This window comes from Phyllobacterium endophyticum (genome assembly GCF_003010935.1).
GTDB lineage: Bacteria > Pseudomonadota > Alphaproteobacteria > Rhizobiales > Rhizobiaceae > Phyllobacterium > Phyllobacterium endophyticum.
The window spans coordinates 1,094,551-1,112,817 of sequence record NZ_PGGN01000001.1 but is presented as its reverse complement, the minus strand read 5'-3'; the positions used below and the strand labels follow the sequence as shown (position 1 = coordinate 1,112,817).

The window sequence follows — 18,267 nt, the reverse complement described above, 5'->3', positions numbered from 1 at the left end:
AGAATTTCGGCAAGCGGCGCCCTCATGACCAAAGTTACGGCGTCCGGCACGCACGGGCGATATGACAATGCGATCAGTGGGCTCATCCGAACGGTGGATCGTCCCCTTACAGCACGTCCCTCAAACGGAGTGCGGCTTTCGCTGCCGGACGGGCTGCCTGCCTAGAGAACGTCGACAACGTTGCCTGCTCCCACAGCGACGCTACCTCTTATTGTGAGTTTCGCGCCCGGGCAGAGTTTGACAAAATCGAATCTTCAAAGCTGGATCGAGCGAAGGCGGTTGGAATGCGATTTACCGAGACGAAACTGAATGGCGCATGGCTGGTCGAAGTCCTTCCGATCTCCGACGACCGTGGATCGTTCGCCCGAACATTCTGCCTCAATGAGTTCAAGGAACACGGCCTTGAAACAAGGTTCGTGCAGCACAGCATGTCGCATTCCGTCAGGAAACACACGCTGAGGGGAATGCATTTTCAAGTAGCGCCACATGAGGAGGTAAAAGTCGTTTCCTGCATCCGCGGCGCCATAATGGACGTGATCGTCGACTTGCGGCCCCATTCCCCTACGTGCCGGCACTGGGCAGCCTATGAACTTTCTGAGAGCAATGGCCGCCAACTTTACATCCCCAAGGGCTTTGCCCACGGGTTCCAGACTTTGCGCGACGACGCAACGGTTTCCTATTTGATATCGGAGTTCTACCACCCGCAAGCATCAACGGGCGTCAGGTGGGACGATCCTGCTTTCGGGATAGAGTGGCCGGCACTGCCGAGTGTCCTCTCAGACAAGGATCAGGTATGGCCACTGATGGATGTCTCACCCGCCTGAGGGGGCTGCTCACTGATGTCGGCGAGCAGGCCATTGGCCAGAAGCAGTTGCGCGGCGCGAGCGATATCACGGAAGGACATGCCTGAACGTCGAGTGATATCCAGCAGCGTATGATTGCCATCCGCCAAGTTGAGCACCCATAAATATCCCATCGCGGTTTCACCTGCAGATTTATCGCCGCCCAAGGCCGAATAAAGGCCGCGCCTCCCGAGCTGGGGCTCGCCTTTCGGAAAGAGGTTAAGGGGCGTCCAGTTCATCTCCAGTATATCGATGGCTTCCATGATCATCCGATAGGATGAAGCCAGATGTTCCGGCGAGATAAAATCCAGATTGTCGGCCGAGGTGTGATATTCGGGAAACGTTCCGAAGGCGCTTCGCTGGAAGAGCCCCACCGGAAGGTTGAATCCGGGCGAACAATATTGGCGCTCGTCGTAACCGTAGGGACTGAACTCGCTGATTGTTCCATGCCTTTCGTCCACGCTCAACACGTATTCCATCACCTGATCTATAACGGAGTTGCCCCGACGGCTTCGCTTGTAATTGGGTCCGCCGCCGTCGCCAACACAGGAAACGATCAAGCCGTGGTCAATACTGGAGACCTTGTGCTCATTGCCCGCAAGCCATGTGAGCGCACCGATCGTTCCAGGCGCAAAAAGAAAGCGGTAATTGTACCGTGTTTTGCGCGTGCGCAACGCTTTGGCGAGACAAGCCAGCAATGCGAGCCCCGAACAATTGTCATTGGCTAACGAGGGATGGCAGATGTGAGCCGAAAGTAGAACATCCCTGTCCGTGTGACCCTTATGCACGTATTCGCCATAGCTAAGGTGCCCATCCCGCTTTTCGGAATCGATGTAGACCTCATAGTTCCCGTCTTCGAGCTGCGCAAAATCATCATGGGCCATGCAGAAGCCCCACTGCTCGTTATAGTATGAAGTTCTATAGGGAATAAGGCTGGGTTGTTCGGGCAGGGTGTGGATATGCGATTTCAGTTCGCCGAGCGGCATCGTCTTCTGCACGGGAATACTATAGCCCAAAACGTGAAGGTTATTCTCGGCTAGATCTAGCACCTTCTCGCCTGACGGATTCTTGATGTACGCGTCGCGTATGTTCCATTCCTGTGGCACCGTCCAATCGAGTACCGGTGTACCGGTTGGAACCTCGTATTGGGTCAGATCGATCTGCTGGCCAAGGATTTGCAGCGTTTCACGCACGCCATCCCCGGTTATGCTACGGCAGATCGGAAAGAGCCTGGCGGCGAGAGCGTAAATGCGGATTCCCACATCTACCTCGGCGTCGCCCGTCGACCTGATTGTATCGAACGATACCATAAAGCTGTTCATGGCCGACTCAAAGCCGTCATATGACAGCATCGGCCAAAGCCGGATGCCGCGACGACGATGGGACACGGCGCAGGCTCTGATTGAGAGTACCCTCGTCCAGAGACTTCCGGATATGGCTGATCCGCTGATATCGCGGACCCTCGAACTCCTGAAGGGTCAAACCTGCACTCATGTAAGCCGCGTGCAACTGCTCCGCGCCGGCTTTGGCATCCCACACGGGCTTGAATGCCGGAAGTATTCTTGCGATCTTTTCGAAGCTTACCCGATAGGAACGTGTGTCGGGGCCTGCATCATCAGCGAATTCCAGACGGCAGCCCGGTACGACCTGCGCCACGATCTCTGCAATTTCCCTTATCCGGTAATTATGCGCCGACTGGCCGACGTTGAATGCCTCATTATGGACCTTTTCCTTCGGAGCTTCCATGGCGGCAAGAAATGCCCGGGAAATATCCTCGATGTGGACGATTGGGCGCCAGGGCGAGCCATCTGACTTCAGCAGGATCACACCCTCAGTGACGGCCCACGCGACCAGATTGTTCAGAACGAGATCGAAACGCAACATAGGCGACAGACCGTACGCTGTCGCTGGCCTCAGATATGTGGGCGTGAAGTTGTCGTCGGCGAGTTTCGCGATATCTTTTTCAGCGAGGACTTTCGAGGAGCCATAGGCCGTCACCGGATTTAGCTGGCCGGTTTCGTCGATCATTCCCTCGCCGGACTTGCCGTAATTGCTGCAGGACGATGCAAAGAGAAAGCGTGATACGCCGGCTTTTTTTGCTGTTTCGGCGAATTTCACACTGCCGCGATGATTGATTTCGTACGTGATATCGGGGTTGAGATTACTCAGCGGATCATTCGACAATGCGGCGAGATGGATGACTGCGTCAAAGCCCTTGAGATCACTCACGGTCACGTCTCGCACGTCCTTGCACAGCGCCGGCACATCGGCAATGGAACCGCCGGGCGCGTAGGAGCAACTGCGATAAAGCTCGGCGTCGTAACCGTGAACCTCATGGCCCGCTTTCATCAGAAAAGGCGCCATCACTGTTCCGATATAACCGCGGTGTCCTGTAACAAGCACTTTCATTCTGTACGTCCTTCCGGGATAGCTGTTTTTCTCCTGGAAGGTACTGAGGAGGAGGCTGAACCGCGAGAGAGGAGTTCGGAGGAACGTATGCCGTCAGAACTACACTTTCGGCAAATGCGCTACGCCTTTTGCTGGACCTAGCCTCTCTTCGTCAGAACCAGCACCCAATCCTCGAAGCCTCCGGAGTTGGCGGATCGAGGCACTTCGAAGGTCACAATCCCCTGCTGTCCGATGGCTCCAGCCTCAGGTTCGTCCATATAATTACCGGAAGCCGGATCGTACCAGCGTGCAAGCCCGACGGATTTGGTTAACGCATTTGTGTCGATGGCGACAGACCTTTGTCCGGACAAATAGAGCACAGCCAAGGTGCCCTCCCTCGTCAGCGCGCCCAAGGCGTTACCCTTGGACGATTGTCCTCGTTTTGCCAGAAGTCGGCCGCGTTCGGGCTCAAGTTCCCACCAGGGAAGTGGGTCGAAAAGGCGCTTTAGATGGGTGATGCTCTGCGAGCCGCGGCTTGCCAATGCATCCTCCCACGTCCCTGCCACGTCATAAAGGCCAGGCCCCGCGAAATGCCAAAGTGGGTTGTTGCCGAATATCTGGCCGCAAGCGCCTGACAGAATTGTGCCATACGCGTTCAGGCGAAGCGATTGCTCATCCGATCCTCGCTCGTTCTCGTAAGGACCCTCGATAAAGAAGAATGGAATCTCCGGTCCCGTGCTCGCACGCTGGAGCGCGCGATCGATGATATCGTCATAAGCATAGAGCGTGTCGAGCTTGAACCAAGGCACCCCCGCCCATTCCATACTGCCGAGCGTATCCGGTCCACGGTGAACAGTCTGGAGAGCTGACGGATCGATGTCCGATATGCCGCGCGCAAGCTCATCCACCAAACTCTTGTCGGGCGTATCATAGTCGCCGCCTTGGACCCAGACGATATTCGGGTATTTGCGAAATCTCTCGCCAAGATAGCGCCCGTAGGTTCGCATCGCTTCGGGTCCCGCCGCCTGGACTTCCCGAAACCAGCCTTCTGGCCCTCCACCGGAGCCTAGATAGGATGGAACAAGCAGAACGAGGAAACCGCGTTCCCTCGCTCGATTGAGAATCCAGTCCGCATCGTTGAAGTAGCTTTCATTCGGCTTGGTGAAATCTCCTTCCACCATAAAAGGCGCTCGCTTGTAAAAATTGCGCGGCGCGTTGCGGCTGAACCGATGTTCGATAAGCGAAACAAGAATGGTGTTGAAGCCCCGGCGCTGCCGATCAGCGAGATACTTGTCAGCGTCCTCGCGGGAAAGATCTCCGATCAGCGACCATGCAGCCTCGCCCGTGATCAGGAACGGTTTGCCAGTCGCATCTTCAAGATAGCGGCGATTTTCCGCAACCCGAAGGGGAAACTTGGTCCCCTCAGCGTGAACGCTCAAAGGCATCAGGATCAGCATCACCAGGAGCAGATAGCGCCAGCACCGCGAAACCACATCAATCATACGTTGCCAGTTCCCGTTCACGTACAGGCGCCGGGCTCTTGTTGAAGCGGCGGAACACAACGTCGGACGGGCGGCCTACGAGGTAGTTTTCAACACCGTTTTCGAGTGCCTGTTTGTAAACCCCGAGCGAACCGTCAACTGCCTCGATCGTGCGCGCGACGTCCTCATCGCTATGCGTGTAGCTGACCACGAGCGAAGGCATAAGCACGCCGCGCTTTATGGTTTCCTGCAGGAATAGTGTTCGGAATGCCTGAGACTGCGATTTGTTCTGGTCGCGTGTAGCATAGGTCAGGCAGCAGGATCGGCCAGTGACCTGGAAGAATTCCGCGAGGCCGAGACGAGATACCACCTGTTCTATACCGGCTCTCAGGGCTTCACCCTGACGGTACAGATGGTCGATGACAGGCTCGTCCTGGTAAATGCGCATCGTCGCGATGGATGCCGCCATTGCATGCGTTTCCGCGCCATGAGTCGTGGAAAGCAAGAACACACGCGGGCTGCCCGTCTGTTCAAGACCACCAAGTTTCATATACTCGCGTTTGCCGGCAAGCGCCGAAATCGAGAAGCCGTTGCCCAGTGCTTTGCCAAAGCAGGAAAAATCGGGCTGGATATCATATAGTTGTTGAGCGCCGCCGGCGTGCCAGCGAAAACCCGTGATCATTTCATCGAGAATGACCAGCGCGCCATTTTTGTGGCAAATATCCCGCACCGCATGGAGGAAGTTATTCTTTGGATCGTCACCACGTGACGGTTCGAGAATAAGTGCGGCTATTTTTCCCGGGTACCGGTTAAAGAGAAGGCGCACGCTTTCAAGATCGTCATACCGAAAGTCGACCGTAAGGTTCCGCACGGCAGCCGGAATGCCTGCGTTCATCTCGGTGTCACCGATAAACCAGTCATCCGTGGAAAAGAATGGATGATCGGCGCACCGTGCGATGATGTCCCTCCCGGTCACCGCCCTCGCGAGCCGTACCGCGCCGGATGTCGCATCCGATCCATCCTTGCAGAACTTGACCATTTCTGCGCCGGGAATAGTCGCAAGGAAGGTTTCCGCACATTCTACTTCGATGCTGGCCGGCCGCGTAAAATTGCAGCCGAGCTGGAGTTGTCGCGTCGCTGCCTCAAGAACAGGCCCATAGGCGTGACCGAGGCCTACGGACCGGTTGCCCATGCCGTATTCGATGTATTCGTTGCCATCGACATCCCAGACATGACTTCCCAGGCCCCGCGCAATGAAACCTGGCGAGAGGACGGGATATTGGTCGTCTCCCTTTGCGTAGGTATGGGCGCCGCCTGGTATGAGACGATGCGCCAGCGGACGTAGCCGGTTTGATTTTTCAAAGTTGCCGATCGGTGCGGCCATGTGACAAACCTCAGTTTTCGAATTCATTGCCTCAGCGTGTCGAACGCGCTTCAAACTTTGTTCCAGAATAGAGCGCTCTGTCGGTGAACTCACTTCGGCAATTCAGTCACCGGCAGCCCCAAAAGAAGTACTGCTTCAGATTCTTTCCCGCATCACCCGGAGCCAGTTCTTGATCGGCTTTGGAATGAACGTCCGCAATGCGGGCCGAAGGCCTTTCGGCAAAGACCATTCCTCGATATCGAGAGGCGGCGCTATTTCGAAGCGCCCTTCGCTGACCTGCTCAATCACATCAAAGTAGCGCCGCGCCATGGAGTCGATGGTGAATACCTGTTCTGCCTTCTGCCGGGCGGCCAGCGAAAGTGAGCTTGCAGTCTCTGGATTGGTGGCGATCTTTGTAATAATACGCGCTGCTTCCGCCGTGTTGCCGATCGGAAAGAGATAACCATCCACTCCATCGTCGACGATCATACTGGTCACACCGCGAATGCGTGAGACCACGGGTATGCACCCGGCAGCCATCGCCTCGGTCAACGTCAGGCCGAAGCCCTCGAACCGTGATGGCATGACCATGACGTCATGCTCGAAAAGGAGCTTCTGTACCTTACTCGGATGCACTGCACCCAGAAATGTGACGCGTCCGGAATGACGCGCCAGCTTCAATTTCAGAGCCTTGAGGTCCGGCCCGTCGCCGGCAACGGTCAGGTGAATCGACGGGTCGAGCTTGTCCAATATTTCAGGAAGCCAGAATACTCCTTTGGAAGCATCTTCGACGCGTCCAAGGAAGATGGCGCGGAGCGGCTCGGTGGTCCTCGCCTTTCGCTCGATCGTTCTTGAAGACCGGGTCTCGGCCGCATGGGGAATGGAAAATGTCCGTTTGGTTGGGAAGCCCATCGCCTGGATCAAATCGTCCCTGATGCGATCCGAAACCCCTACGGCCGCGTGAACATGGTCGCGAACGGACAAAGCTGCCGCATAGGTTCCTGCCGTGATGTTGTGCACGATCATGATGCGCATGACTTCGTCAGGCAAATATCGCGCGATATTGGTCTGGACACGATCACTCAGAACATTGATGAAGACACCATCGAAACCACCCGCAGCAATTGCCTGCGCCAATGCCCTCGCCTGATCGCGCTCCGTCGCCATCCCGTCGATATCGAGGCTGTTGCCGAGTGCAAATTCGGGGAACCATTGCGGCTGCTTCAAGGCTTCGCTTTCACCCATTGCCAGCCAGCAGACCTCAATACCGTAACCGGCCAGGCCCTCACGCAATTGCTTGAAAACGGTGTACGTGCCGCCAATGTGCGGATGTACAAAATAAGCGAACTTCATCGAACACTGTCCCTGCTAGAAAGCTTGGTACTCCTGGTGGTATCGTAGCCGCGACTACCTCTCCGCTGAACGCTTCACGAGGGGTGAGCGGGACAGCACTTTGACCGAAGCCATCAACCGATCGGTTTATCCAACTGATGGCGGCCCCACCTTCGAAACGATCGTAGGCGCGACGCGACCAAGGTGCGACGGACGGCGCAAAAGCTCGAGGAGTCGCGCCTCTTGGGTCGAAAGGCGCCTAGCGAACTCCTCGTCCCAACTCAGTATTTGCCTGCGCAGATCCGATTGCTGCTCGAGCGCCTTGCGAAATTGCTCTTTAAGAAGATCCAGGTCGAATGTCTCAATGGACTGGCAAAAATCATCCAGTTTCATTTCGGACATAAGCGAGCGATTCTTGATTGAATATTCCAGTGATATCGCAGGGCGCCCGAGTTTCAACGCGCTGACGAGGTTGTGATACCGGCTAACCACAACAAGGTCGGTTTTGACGATCTCGGTCATGAGTTCCTGCAACGTGTGGGTTCCTCCGGCCGACACACGATCACCGATAGGCCCTTTGGCCGACTTCAGCCCTTGGATGAAATCATCGATCGCGGACCGGTCCCCATCATCACCAGTCAGGAGCCGCACCCGAAATCCATTGTCCAGCAGCCACGAAACAAAGTCATTGAGGTTGGCCAGATAGCGCCGATAGATGTCCTCGCGGTTTGTATTGCCTCTTGACCAGCCGAAATAGGACATAACTCCCACACCAACGGTGATCGCATCGCCATCACGAGGCATAGGCGGTGGCATCGCGCTCAAACTGAAGACTATGTCGGGATAGACACCATCCTGGGAGACATCAATGCCAATGCTCTGCATGAATTGCTTCGAGGCGACATCCCGGTAGGAACGATACGATGCCATTCGCGCTGCACTTTTCATCAGGAACCGGCTGAGCCAGTGGTTGATCGGCCCCGCGCCGATACAGACAAAGAAAATGTCCTTGCGTAGCAACCAGCCAGCCAGGCACCACTTGAACACCATGAAGGGCCACCCGAACGGGCTGTCCTGAAAGTCGTCCAGGAAACCTGTGCCCGGAACTATTATTACGTCCAGCTTTCGTGTCTCACGGATTGCGTGCCAAATTCCCAGTAGACGATAAGGCACGCGCAGCAGCGCCCGGTTTATTTTGGCCGCGGCGGATTCTTCATTGATCGGGGGAGTAAGGAACCTGGAGGGTACTCCATACGCCTCTTCGACCCGTCTAGGCTCCGGGCATATACAGGTGACGTCTTTGTCCAAGCCAACGCGCCGGAGAAAGGCGATTGCCGATTCTAGCGAGGCATCGTTTCCGCTATTCCCGCAGCCGAAGAGCCCAAATAGACCAATCTTCATAGCGTGCCCTCTGGGGAATTATCTTCGAACGAATAAAACACTTGTAGCCACACGTCTCGCTTCTGGAGGCTTATAATGGTCTTTTAAGCCAGTCGGGACCATCTATCCTTTCGGGGGAGGAGGGCATTCCGGCGTCGCCATACAGCTCGTACGTCTTGAAAGCAGGCGTGAAACTGTCGGGGCCGATTTCCACGCCATCCGTTCGCCGCGCACCGATGATATTTCCCGCGTTTACGCCGCTTTAGTGTGGGAGCTACGCCCATTAGCTGCATTTCATTGAAAGCGGGATCGGCTACATTGTGTGCGTTCGACGCAGGAGAGGCACGAATCGATGAAATATGTACGCCGTGCCTTTTTCATGGCAACGCTGGGGCAGTACCTTAGCATTGTCATAAGTCTTAGCTTCATTGTTGTCATGTCCCGCATGATGGCGCCAACCGAAATTGGTCTGTCAGTCATAGGACTTAGCGTGACGACGATGGTTTTTTCGTTACGCGAATTCGTGGCATCCGATTTTCTGATTCAGCTCGACAAAGTCGAACCGCAGGACGTATGCACCGCCCGCACGGTAATGGTCTGTTTCACCTGCATTCTGGCAATCGGACTCTTTCTCGCGTCCCCTTGGCTAGCCCAGTTCTATGAAAACGTTTCACTGAAGCTGTTTCTCTGGCTGACAATCACGGCAGCGGTGATCGAAAGTCTGGCGGCCCCGAACCTGTCCCTTCTGCGGCGAGATATGCAGTTCGGCACCGTTACGCTCATAGATACCGTTCGCCTTTCAGTGAATGCTATTGCAACGATTGGTTTTGCCATGCTCGATTGGGGGTTTGTGAGCTTTGCGATCGGAGCACTCGTTGCAAGCATTGCCTCAACGGCATTGACCCTTGCGGCACGTCAGTTGTGGTGGAGCTTCATCCCTTCCTTCCAATCGCTTCCTGCGCTGACCAGGTTCGGCCGATACAGAGGTGCGACCAGCGTCGTTGACCGTCTGTATGATTCACTGCCGATGGTTATGTTAGGCAGCATCATGTCGTCTGCAGCTGTTGGCCGCTACAATCGCTCAGTCACAATATCCAATCTTCCCGACAAATTGGTTCTGTCGTCGGTATTCTCGGTGGCATTTCCCGCTCTGGCGGCGGGCGTCCGTAACAATCTGGACATTAAACCATCTTATCTGCGTGCTCTTGGTTTCATTAGCGCGGTCTATTGGCCAGCGCTCTTGATGGTGGCAATAATTTCGGACCCGATTGTACGGCTGGTTCTGGGTCACGGATGGGAAGACGTCATACCGATTGCGAGATTGTTGACCCTATCATCTGTTTTCTTCTTCCCAGTGGTGCTTACCTACCCGTTGCTGATTGCGTTGAATGCCAATCGTTCAGCATTTGCATTCAATATGATCTCGCGAGTATCTTCCGCTGCTATTCTGTGTATCGCTGCCTTCTTTGGGGTTACCGCGATCGCCGCGAGCCAATTCATCAGCCTGCCGCTGCAGATGGTGCTATGCTTCATCTTTGTCCGGCGCTACATCCGTTTCGAGTGGTGGGACCTTTACAAAGCAATCCTGCCCAGCTTCCTGGCAAGCCTATCGGCCATTACCGGCCCACTGCTGGTTGCGGCATATCTCGGCTTCCGGTTCAACTTCACGGCAGCTGAAACGGTCCTTGTCTGCTTTCTTGCAATTATTGGATGGTTCATTGGGCTGAAGGCAACGCGCCATCCAATTCTCAACGAGATAAACATTGTTTTTACGAGTATCGCTGAACGAATTCGGGCGTGGAGACCGTATCTCCTGAAGAGTGCGCAGAGATAGGCTGGTCTGCAAGAAATGGGAGTATAATGCAATGCCTCGGATAGACGTGGCAATTCCCAACTACAATTATGGGCGTTTTCTTCGTGGATGCGTAGAAAGCGTGCAGAACCAAGACGTTGCCGATTTGCGTATTCTCATTATAGATAACGCCTCGACGGATGACAGCGCCATTATTGCCCGGGAGATCGCGGCATCTGACCCTCGCGTCGAACTTTGTCTAAACACAATAAATCTGGGCGCGCATGCTTCGTTCAACAGAGCGATCGACTGGGCGGAATCGGATTATTTTACGATCGTATGTTCAGACGACTGGCTCCCGATGGGATCATTGAGAAAATCCGTTTCGGCGCTTGACCGATATCCTGACGCAAATCTCGTGTTCGGCGAAACGATGTTCATCGAGGACGGCAAATCGCTTGACCATGCTCGCGGAACGATGACCTCAACCGAACAGTATATAACCGGTGGTGATTTCCTTTACTCCTTCTGCGAGACCGGTCGCAGTCCGGTACGCGGTCCCATGACCGTGGTAAGAACGGCCGTCCAAAAGCGGCTTGGATATTACAGACCAGACCTACCTCATACGGATGACATGGAAATGTGGATGCGATTCGCCGCCGCTGGCGCAGTCGTGAAGCTCGATGACGTTCAATCGATCGTGCGCATTCATGGCGCCAACCAATCGGCTATTCTGCAAAATGTGCATCATTGGAATGTCGAATCGGAGGCAGCGTTCGAGGCGTTCTTCAGGGATCATGGAGCATCCCTTGCCGATGCCGATCTAATGCTTCGAAAAGCTCGGCGGAGCTTGAGTGACAGAGCCTATTGGTGTGCGGTATCGCACTTTTTGCGCGGCGACCCAGGCGTTCGCGAATTGATCAACTACGCGATCAGACTTCATCCAATGAGCGCACTTTTGCCGCCCATCGGCTATCTTTGGCGAAGACCGGACCTGATTAGCCGCGTGAAACAATTATTCGGCGGCAGACGCATAGCAGACGCAACGGGGTCCATTTGACTTCATCCGCTGCTCTTAATCGACAGAGCCGGATTCGTCGTTTCGGGTTACACGCTGCAAAGTATGAAAATACACTCCAATATCATTAGTTTGGCGGTTTGATTACCCGCTTTTGTATTAGCTTGATACCCGTGAAGCCAATTATCGCTTGAACGAATAAAGGTGCTTAATAAGTCAGCTTTGCGTTGAAGCGTTGGACCGGAAAACCATGATCGAAGACGAACAGATCCGCATTGAACTCATGGCCACCCAATTCTGGCTGCGCGCCCTGTTCATGCATATGGCAACGGGAACGCCACCCACCTCCATTTCCGTCCAGGAATATCTGACCGAACTCAAGAATTCGGCACCCCAGGACTACGGCAGTAGCCTTTCCCCCGCAGATTGGGACAAAGAGCATCTCTTGCACTATCCTTGTTATGAACGCATCGGGCTCCAGATTATCGAAACTCTGCAGAGCCTGGAAAGGAAGCTGGCGCCTTTTGCCGTGCACGGAGGTCACTGACGATTGGAACGGGTGGGATGCGTCGTCGCCGGTGCGGGCGTTGTCGGGCTGGCGATCGCGCGGGCTTTTGCGCGCCGCGGAATTGAGACCCTTATCGTTGATGAGGCCGACACAATCGGCACAGGTACGAGTTCGCGCAACTCTGAAGTAATTCATGCCGGCATATATTATCCCAAAGGCAGTTTAAAAGCGCGTCTTTGTGTCGAGGGCCGTAACGCTCTATACGCGTTCGCGGAAGCGCATGGCGTCCCGCATTCGCGCTGCGGCAAACTTATCGTGGCCACGGACGCAACCCAGATCCACGCGCTTGGTACGATAGCAGCGAGCGCAAGAGCCAATGGCGTTTCGGATCTCGAGTTTCTATCGAAGCTGCAAGCCTGTCAGCGCGAGCCAGAACTAAGGTGCACCGCGGCACTGTTCTCGCCGTCGACCGGGATCATCGACAGCCACGGGCTGATGTTGGCGATGCTGGGTGATGCGCAAGACCATGGCGCCGTCATCTCCTATCGCACCCGAGTGGCCTCAGCGGAATCCATCAAGGACGGATTGCGGATCGAAACGGTCGACATCGCCACTGGACACTCTTTCGAGCTGCAAGCATCCGTCTTCATCAACGCCTGTGGCCTTCACGCTCCATCCATTGCTTCATCCATCAGTGGACTGGCACCGAGTTTCGTACCCCAGCCGCGCTTTGCGAAAGGCAACTATTTTTCGGCGGCGGGCAAGACGCCGTTCAAGCACCTGATTTATCCCGTGCCGGAACCTGGAGGGCTAGGCGTTCACCTCACCCTCGACCTGGAGGGGCGCATGCGGTTCGGCCCTGATGTCGAGTGGGTCGAATCTATCGACTACAGTGTCGATCCTGGACGCGCGGACCGCTTTTATGATGAAATACGCAAATACTGGCCTGATCTTGCCACCGGTTCGTTGCAGCCCGCCTATTGCGGGATTCGGCCTAAACTGAGTATCGACGGCGAACCAGTGACCGATTTTATCATCCAGGGTCCCGCGACTCATGGAATTGGCGGGCTGGTTAATCTATTCGGCATCGAGAGCCCCGGTCTCACAGCTTCGCTTGCAATCGCTGATCACGTATCCACTATGGTGTGAAGCTAATCAGGGGCTCAACTCGCGGCAGCGCCGAAGTATGAAGCTCTTCTTCAGTGCCGCTTGCACAATGATTCTTTACCGAACCGGAGATTTCTCGACTTCCATAAAGCTGTGCTGCCGGCATCGACCCGCAATTCAGCAACACCCTGAATTCATTTTTTAAGATAGTGACGTGAGGCCTGAACGCATCTGTTCCGGGGAAACCGTGTCAGACGCCACATCGACATTGTGGCTGCAGCCGATGGTACTGAGAAAAGTGGTGCCCAGACGCGGATTCGAACCACGGACACGCGGATTTTCAATCCGCTGCTCTACCAACTGAGCTATCTGGGCACTCCGTGGCGTTTCCGTTATCCGGCAAGCCTTTCGACGGGTTGGCTTTTCCGTCAGAAGCGCGTGGGTTATAACACTAAAAATCCTGCTGTCCAGCATCAACTCGCGAATTTTTTGCCGTTTTTCTGCCTCTTGCCAAGGGCATGCAATGGTGCGTTTGTTTGAGGCATTAGAGACGGGATTCGTTGTTGCATGACTGAGATAGGGGAGGACAAGCGCGTTGGGGATCAGGTCTTTGGTTGGGGGATCATTGGAAGCGGGGACATCGCGCGACGATTTGCATCAGACCTGACGCTCATTCCAGACGCTGCACTTGTAGCCAATTACTCGAGAAGTGCGGCCGGTGCAGAAGAGTTCCGGGGTGCTCATGGCAGTCACCGCGCGTATTCCGATCTTGATTTGTTTCTCAGCGACTCAGCCATTGATGCGGTTTATATCGCCACTCCCAATTCAATGCATCTGGCGCAGGCGCTGAAGGCCGTTCGCGCCGGAAAAGCTATCCTTACAGAAAAGCCGCTCGCCCCTTCCCACACGGAAGCCTCGGTTATCCAGCGCGAGGCAGCGCGGGTGAAGGTCTTTGCTATGGAAGCGATGTGGACGCGGTTTTTGCCGGCCATTGTCGCGGCTAAAGCGAAAGTTGATGCAGGGGAAATCGGAGCCATCCGCAAAATTACCGCGGAGCTCGCCTATGAACACGAATACGAGCCTGAAAGCCGCTATTTCAACCGCTCCCTTGGAGGGGGTGCCAGTCTCGATCTTGGGATTTATTGTGTATCGCTCGCCATGCATTTCCTCGGCCAGCCACAAAAAATCTCGGGCCTCTGGCACGCTGCGCCAAATGGCGTCGACATAAGTTCGCGGATCACCCTGCATTATGACGAAGCGGAAGCGCAACTCGCTTGCGGGTTTGACCGGGACGGAGCCAACCATTTCGTCGTCGAGGGTACTCAAGGGACCCTGCGCCTGAATGCGCCGTTCCTGAAAGCGCAGCGGCTAACGATTTACCGCGGTTTTGCCCAGAACGCGCCTTTCGGACCGCTCCCCGCACGGTTCGGCTTCTTAGCCAAGATTTACGATCGTCTTCCTTTACCCGGGCGCAAAGTCGAGGAATACTCGTTCGATGGTAATGGACTGCAATTCGAAGCGATGGCGGTAATGGACGCCATGCGTAGCGGCGCACGGAGCGTGCCGATCATGCCGCTTCCAGACAGTATCAATGCATTGCGCGCTATCAACATCGTCTTGGCACAACCGGCGGCACCGCAGATCATCAAGCTTTAGAACGTGCTGCGCATCCTGTAGGGTTGCGGCAGCGAGCCGCCCCTGTTCAGTGCCAGCACAAGTTCGGTGATGTGCAGGGCAACCCTCCCCGAGTTAAACATCGGGGTGCCTCGTTCGATAGCAATGGCTTGCGCCGCAATACCCCCGGCAAAATCGATCTGCGAAGGGTAGGCCGGAAGTTTGATCCGTTTTGCCCGGCTGGCGTAACGCATTTTCCGCCCCGGCAAGGGCTTGCAGCGCAAGAAGCGAGCCAGGCGGACCTCGGCAAGGTCTGCAAGCTTTGTTCGCATTGTACGGCCTTCTCCGGTGGTTTCGCGATAGATCAGCGAGCGGTGATCCCACAAGTCGACTACAGTCAGCGTCCCGCTATCGCCCAGGATTGTCAATGAACGGTCGCGTGGTGCAGCAAGCCCGCAAGTGACCCGGGCAATGACACCCGAGTTGAAGTGCAGGCAGCCGACAGAAAAATCAGACGCCATCTCGATCTGTTCCGTGCCGGGACCTTTGTCCGGAAAGGTGAGCGCGGAGAATGCAGTAAGGCTGTCGACGGGCCCGAACAGGGACACCAGCCATGACAAGGCATAGCCTGCGTGCTCGAGTGTGCACCCGATTTCGAATTCATGCAGACCCGGCCACCGCGCACCCGAGACCGACCGCCACCCCTGCCAGTTCGCCCGGAATACGGGGCCGTCTTCCATCTGGGCATAGACCAGCCGCGGCTTGCCGATGCCACCGAGCGAATCCGCCGCCAGTCCGTACGCATCGCTCAAGGCATTGGCGGGTGCAGATCCCAAAACGAGATTCAAGCGTTCCGCTAGCGCCACAAGCTCCGCCGCTTCTCCGTAGCGCATGGCCAGCGGCTTTTCACAATAGACATGCTTGCCCGCTTCGAGCGCCTGCTTGGACAATGAATAGTGGCTCTCGGGTGTGCTGAGGTTGACAACAATTCCGACGCTCGGATCAGCCAGTATCGCTTCGAAATCCTGATAGGTGGCGACTTTGTAATGATCGGCGAACTGCTTCAGGCGTGCAGAATCCCGATCAAAAACGCCGGTAAGCACAAGCTCCGGGTGATTGGCAAGCGTAGTCATGTAATAGTCGGCCACGAAGCCGGTGCCGACGATGGCGATCTTCATGAGGGCATCCCCGTTCTGACAGGGGCAGGATTAACTGCATGAAGTGAAAAGAACGTGAAGCGTCTCAGCTATCCAGTTCATCGTCGCTGTCGTCTGCACTTTCAACGGCGGGCAACACATAAGCGCCCGTCAACCAGCGGTTGGGATCAACGTTACGGCAGCGTGCCGAGCAGAAGGGATAGTGATCTCGCTGTGATGGCCTCTTGCATTCAGGACAAGGGCGGGTCGGCCGCAAAGGCGTGACATTCGCCGAGCGTTTGTTGTTATCAGTCAATGGACAAGTTCCGCTAACGAACTGAGGATTGCCAATTGGCGTAAACCGGATAGCCTTCACCATGCAGAAGGCTGGCGGTTTCATAAAGAGGCAAGCCTACAACATTGCTATAAGAGCCAACAAGCTTGACAACGAAGCCACCTGCAAGCCCCTGAATCGCATAGCCTCCGGCTTTGCCGCGCCATTCACCGGACGCAAGATAGCTCTCCAATTCCTCGCGGGAAAGACGTTTGAAGCGAACGCGTGTCTCGATCAGATCCTGGCGCTGCTTGCCCTTCGGCGTTACAAGGCAAAGCCCCGTGTAGACACGATGTGACCGTCCGGAAAGCAATCGCAAGCAAGCGGTCGCATCGTCGAGGATTTCTGCCTTGGGGAGAATCCGGCGGCCCACGGCAACAACGGTATCGGCCGCTACGATGTAGCACCCGCTGAGTTCCGTATCGCTCTTCAGCTCTTCTGCCACCTTCTCGGCCTTGATGCGAGCCAAGCGGCGCGCCAGAGAGCGTGGATGTTCGGCACGCAAAGGTGTCTCGTCGACATCAGCGGGCAACAGTCGGTCGGGCTCGATGCCAATCTGGGCCAGCAGCGCCAAACGGCGCGGCGAGCCCGATGCAAGAACGAATTTGTGCTGGTCGCTCATTGACGTCGAAACTTCCTGCGAAACGCGGAGCTGATTATTTGAAGCGATAGGTGATGCGGCCCTTGGTCAGGTCATAAGGGGTCATTTCGACGAGAACCTTGTCGCCGGCCAAGACGCGAATGCGGTTCTTGCGCATGCGACCAGCCGTGTGTGCGATAATTTCATGGTCATTTTCGAGCTTTACCCGAAACATCGCGTTGGGCAACAGCTCCGTCACGAGACCAGGAAACTCCAATACTTCTTCTTTCGCCATGCGTAGTGCTATCTCCGATAAGGGAATTTTGTGGTCATGCTCGACCGCAATTTTGCGCGGAACCTATAGTATTGCGCATCATTTGTGAACAAGGGAGTTTGAAGCAAATTTGCAGGCTGCACAGGAGGTTCATCCGGTGCTGCCAAAACGCTCCAGTATATGATGTTTCAGATTTTCCCGAACGTCGCGATAAGCATCCAGAATTTGATTTCGACGCCCACGCACCAAAGTTGGGTCAGGCGTCGGCCAATACTCCACATGCACGGATTTGGTGCGCGTCAACTCCAATGCCATGTGGTGTGCCTTGGGAGACAATGTAATGATAAGATCAAAATAATCATCTTCCAGCTCTTCAAAAGTGCGGGGCTGGGCTGAAGCTTTCTTTAGGCCGACCTCCTCGAGTACCGCATCGACAAAGGGATCCGGTTCGCCCTTTTCGACGCCCGCAGACGCAATGTAGACCTTCGAAGGCAGCAAGCTGCGAGCCAGCGTCTCCGCGATCGGAGATCGAATTGAATTCAAGCCGCATATGAACAAGACTGCACCTGGCAATACCGGCTTTTCTAGGCCGTGTTCATCCGGCAGTTTGTCCGGCCCATGTGGCATGGCTTCGCCTAACCCCGCCAATGCAACACACAAACCAACGTGAAGAGGCGGCGGGCGGTGTCGAAATCCACCTCGATCTTACCGTTCAAACGGTCCATCAAAGCCTGTGACCCTTCGTTGTGCAGACCGCGACGTCCCATATCTATCGCCTCGATCTTGCTGGGACTGGAAGCGCGGATTGCCTCATAGTAGCTTTCGCAGATCATGAAATAATCCTTCACAACCTTGCGCAACGGCGTCAACGACAGGATGTGCGTGACCACTTCATCGCCATTCTCGCGTGCGATGGCGAAGATCAGTCGGGATTCGACCAGCGAGATCTTCAACCTGTAGGGGCCGCTTCCCTCATCTCCAACCGGGCGAAAGCTGTTTTCTTCGATCAGATCGAAGATCGCGACAGCACGTTCATGCTCGACGTCCGGCGTAGAACGGCCGATCGTCTCGTCCAGTTCCACATCGATCAGCCGGGCCATGTCCGTCGCTGTCATCAT

18 protein-coding genes and 1 tRNA gene are annotated in these 18,267 nt (G+C 55.5%); 6 read left to right on the top strand and 13 right to left on the bottom strand.

The window, feature by feature from the left end; translation table 11 throughout:
* Positions 1–284: 284 nt before the first annotated feature.
* On the top strand, positions 285–824 hold the full coding sequence (gene rfbC / locus CU100_RS05210; protein WP_106715426.1) for a dTDP-4-dehydrorhamnose 3,5-epimerase: 540 nt from the start codon (positions 285–287) through the stop codon (positions 822–824).
* On the opposite strand, the gene CU100_RS05205 is transcribed toward rfbC, so the two are convergent.
* The 6 genes from CU100_RS05205 to CU100_RS05180 form a co-directional block, all read right to left on the bottom strand.
* The gene (locus CU100_RS05205; RefSeq protein ID WP_106715425.1) at positions 788–2,152 is read right to left on the bottom strand and encodes a DUF4910 domain-containing protein; all 1,365 of its coding nucleotides are present in this window, start codon (positions 2,150–2,152) and stop codon (positions 788–790) included. The two genes, rfbC and CU100_RS05205, sit on opposite strands and share 37 nt — an antisense overlap.
* 28 nt (positions 2,153–2,180) lie before the next feature.
* Positions 2,181–3,251, bottom strand: a complete 1,071-nt coding sequence (locus CU100_RS05200; protein WP_106715424.1) for an NAD-dependent epimerase/dehydratase family protein — start codon at positions 3,249–3,251, stop codon at positions 2,181–2,183.
* 137 nt (positions 3,252–3,388) lie between these two features.
* Positions 3,389–4,732 (bottom strand): apiosidase-like domain-containing protein, encoded by a 1,344-nt coding sequence (locus CU100_RS05195; protein WP_106715423.1) that lies wholly within the window; start codon positions 4,730–4,732, stop codon positions 3,389–3,391.
* The gene (locus tag CU100_RS05190; RefSeq protein ID WP_106715422.1) at positions 4,725–6,095 is read right to left on the bottom strand and encodes a glutamate-1-semialdehyde 2,1-aminomutase; all 1,371 of its coding nucleotides are present in this window, start codon (positions 6,093–6,095) and stop codon (positions 4,725–4,727) included. The genes CU100_RS05195 and CU100_RS05190 overlap by 8 nt, the downstream gene beginning before the upstream one ends.
* 135 nt (positions 6,096–6,230) lie before the next feature.
* Positions 6,231–7,427, bottom strand: coding sequence for a glycosyltransferase family 4 protein (locus CU100_RS05185; RefSeq protein ID WP_106715421.1), 1,197 nt, complete (start codon positions 7,425–7,427; stop codon positions 6,231–6,233).
* Between the two features lie 126 nt (positions 7,428–7,553).
* Positions 7,554–8,807, bottom strand: a complete 1,254-nt coding sequence (locus CU100_RS05180) for a polysaccharide pyruvyl transferase family protein (RefSeq protein WP_106715420.1) — start codon at positions 8,805–8,807, stop codon at positions 7,554–7,556.
* Between the two features lie 331 nt (positions 8,808–9,138).
* Between CU100_RS05180 and CU100_RS05175 the strand changes: the two genes are divergently transcribed.
* From CU100_RS05175 to CU100_RS05160, 4 genes are all read left to right on the top strand, one after another.
* Positions 9,139–10,620 (top strand): oligosaccharide flippase family protein, encoded by a 1,482-nt coding sequence (locus CU100_RS05175; RefSeq protein WP_106715419.1) that lies wholly within the window; start codon positions 9,139–9,141, stop codon positions 10,618–10,620.
* 31 nt (positions 10,621–10,651) lie between these two features.
* Complete coding sequence (locus CU100_RS05170) at positions 10,652–11,638, top strand: glycosyltransferase family 2 protein (RefSeq protein WP_106715418.1); 987 nt, start codon at positions 10,652–10,654, stop codon at positions 11,636–11,638.
* A gap of 208 nt (positions 11,639–11,846) precedes the next feature.
* Positions 11,847–12,143 carry a hypothetical protein gene (locus tag CU100_RS05165; protein ID WP_106715417.1) on the top strand — a complete coding sequence of 99 codons (297 nt, stop codon included), beginning with the start codon at positions 11,847–11,849 and terminating at the stop codon, positions 12,141–12,143.
* Between the two features lie 3 nt (positions 12,144–12,146).
* The gene (locus CU100_RS05160; protein ID WP_106715416.1) at positions 12,147–13,253 is read left to right on the top strand and encodes an NAD(P)/FAD-dependent oxidoreductase; all 1,107 of its coding nucleotides are present in this window, start codon (positions 12,147–12,149) and stop codon (positions 13,251–13,253) included.
* Positions 13,254–13,510: 257 nt separating this feature from the next.
* Here the strand turns inward: CU100_RS05160 and CU100_RS05155 are convergent.
* Positions 13,511–13,586 (bottom strand) — tRNA-Phe (locus tag CU100_RS05155).
* A 192-nt stretch (positions 13,587–13,778) separates the two neighbouring features.
* Here CU100_RS05155 and CU100_RS05150 point away from each other — a divergent pair.
* The gene (locus CU100_RS05150) at positions 13,779–14,867 is read left to right on the top strand and encodes a Gfo/Idh/MocA family protein (RefSeq protein WP_106715415.1); all 1,089 of its coding nucleotides are present in this window, start codon (positions 13,779–13,781) and stop codon (positions 14,865–14,867) included.
* Here CU100_RS05150 and CU100_RS05145 read toward each other — a convergent pair.
* From CU100_RS05145 to CU100_RS05120, 6 genes are all read right to left on the bottom strand, one after another.
* Positions 14,864–16,003 (bottom strand): Gfo/Idh/MocA family protein, encoded by a 1,140-nt coding sequence (locus CU100_RS05145; RefSeq protein WP_106715414.1) that lies wholly within the window; start codon positions 16,001–16,003, stop codon positions 14,864–14,866. The two genes, CU100_RS05150 and CU100_RS05145, sit on opposite strands and share 4 nt — an antisense overlap.
* Before the next feature lie 64 nt (positions 16,004–16,067).
* Entirely contained in the window at positions 16,068–16,277 is a 210-nt protein-coding gene (yacG, locus tag CU100_RS05140; protein WP_245418919.1) for a DNA gyrase inhibitor YacG, read from the bottom strand.
* Positions 16,278–16,290: 13 nt separating this feature from the next.
* Positions 16,291–16,917, bottom strand: coding sequence for a Maf-like protein (locus CU100_RS05135; protein WP_106715412.1), 627 nt, complete (start codon positions 16,915–16,917; stop codon positions 16,291–16,293).
* Positions 16,918–16,951: 34 nt separating this feature from the next.
* Complete coding sequence (gene infA / locus CU100_RS05130; RefSeq protein ID WP_008122731.1) at positions 16,952–17,170, bottom strand: translation initiation factor IF-1; 219 nt, start codon at positions 17,168–17,170, stop codon at positions 16,952–16,954.
* A 129-nt stretch (positions 17,171–17,299) separates the two neighbouring features.
* Positions 17,300–17,776, bottom strand: coding sequence for an arsenate-mycothiol transferase ArsC (locus CU100_RS05125; RefSeq protein ID WP_106715411.1), 477 nt, complete (start codon positions 17,774–17,776; stop codon positions 17,300–17,302).
* A gap of 8 nt (positions 17,777–17,784) precedes the next feature.
* Positions 17,785–18,267: a UPF0262 family protein gene (locus tag CU100_RS05120; RefSeq protein WP_106715410.1), complete on the bottom strand. Its 483-nt coding sequence runs from the start codon at positions 18,265–18,267 to the stop codon at positions 17,785–17,787.

Excerpts from the sequence above, each read along its gene's own strand:
- CU100_RS05175 (WP_106715419.1), top strand. The coding sequence starts at position 9,139 with ATGAAATATGTACGCCGTGCCTTTTTCATGGCAACGCTGGGGCAGTAC.
- CU100_RS05125 (WP_106715411.1), bottom strand. The coding sequence starts at position 17,776 with ATGCCACATGGGCCGGACAAACTGCCGGATGAACACGGCCTAGAAAAG.
- CU100_RS05190 (WP_106715422.1), bottom strand. The coding sequence starts at position 6,095 with ATGGCCGCACCGATCGGCAACTTTGAAAAATCAAACCGGCTACGTCCG.
- CU100_RS05170 (WP_106715418.1), top strand. The coding sequence starts at position 10,652 with ATGCCTCGGATAGACGTGGCAATTCCCAACTACAATTATGGGCGTTTT.
- infA (WP_008122731.1), bottom strand. The coding sequence starts at position 17,170 with ATGGCGAAAGAAGAAGTATTGGAGTTTCCTGGTCTCGTGACGGAGCTG.
- CU100_RS05150 (WP_106715415.1), top strand. The coding sequence starts at position 13,779 with ATGACTGAGATAGGGGAGGACAAGCGCGTTGGGGATCAGGTCTTTGGT.
- CU100_RS05195 (WP_106715423.1), bottom strand. The coding sequence starts at position 4,732 with ATGATTGATGTGGTTTCGCGGTGCTGGCGCTATCTGCTCCTGGTGATG.
- CU100_RS05200 (WP_106715424.1), bottom strand. The coding sequence starts at position 3,251 with ATGAAAGTGCTTGTTACAGGACACCGCGGTTATATCGGAACAGTGATG.
- CU100_RS05145 (WP_106715414.1), bottom strand. The coding sequence starts at position 16,003 with ATGAAGATCGCCATCGTCGGCACCGGCTTCGTGGCCGACTATTACATG.
- CU100_RS05165 (WP_106715417.1), top strand. The coding sequence starts at position 11,847 with ATGATCGAAGACGAACAGATCCGCATTGAACTCATGGCCACCCAATTC.
- rfbC (WP_106715426.1), top strand. The coding sequence starts at position 285 with ATGCGATTTACCGAGACGAAACTGAATGGCGCATGGCTGGTCGAAGTC.
- CU100_RS05120 (WP_106715410.1), bottom strand. The coding sequence starts at position 18,267 with ATGATGACAGCGACGGACATGGCCCGGCTGATCGATGTGGAACTGGAC.
- CU100_RS05180 (WP_106715420.1), bottom strand. The coding sequence starts at position 8,807 with ATGAAGATTGGTCTATTTGGGCTCTTCGGCTGCGGGAATAGCGGAAAC.
- CU100_RS05185 (WP_106715421.1), bottom strand. The coding sequence starts at position 7,427 with ATGAAGTTCGCTTATTTTGTACATCCGCACATTGGCGGCACGTACACC.
- CU100_RS05205 (WP_106715425.1), bottom strand. The coding sequence starts at position 2,152 with ATGGTATCGTTCGATACAATCAGGTCGACGGGCGACGCCGAGGTAGAT.
- CU100_RS05135 (WP_106715412.1), bottom strand. The coding sequence starts at position 16,917 with ATGAGCGACCAGCACAAATTCGTTCTTGCATCGGGCTCGCCGCGCCGT.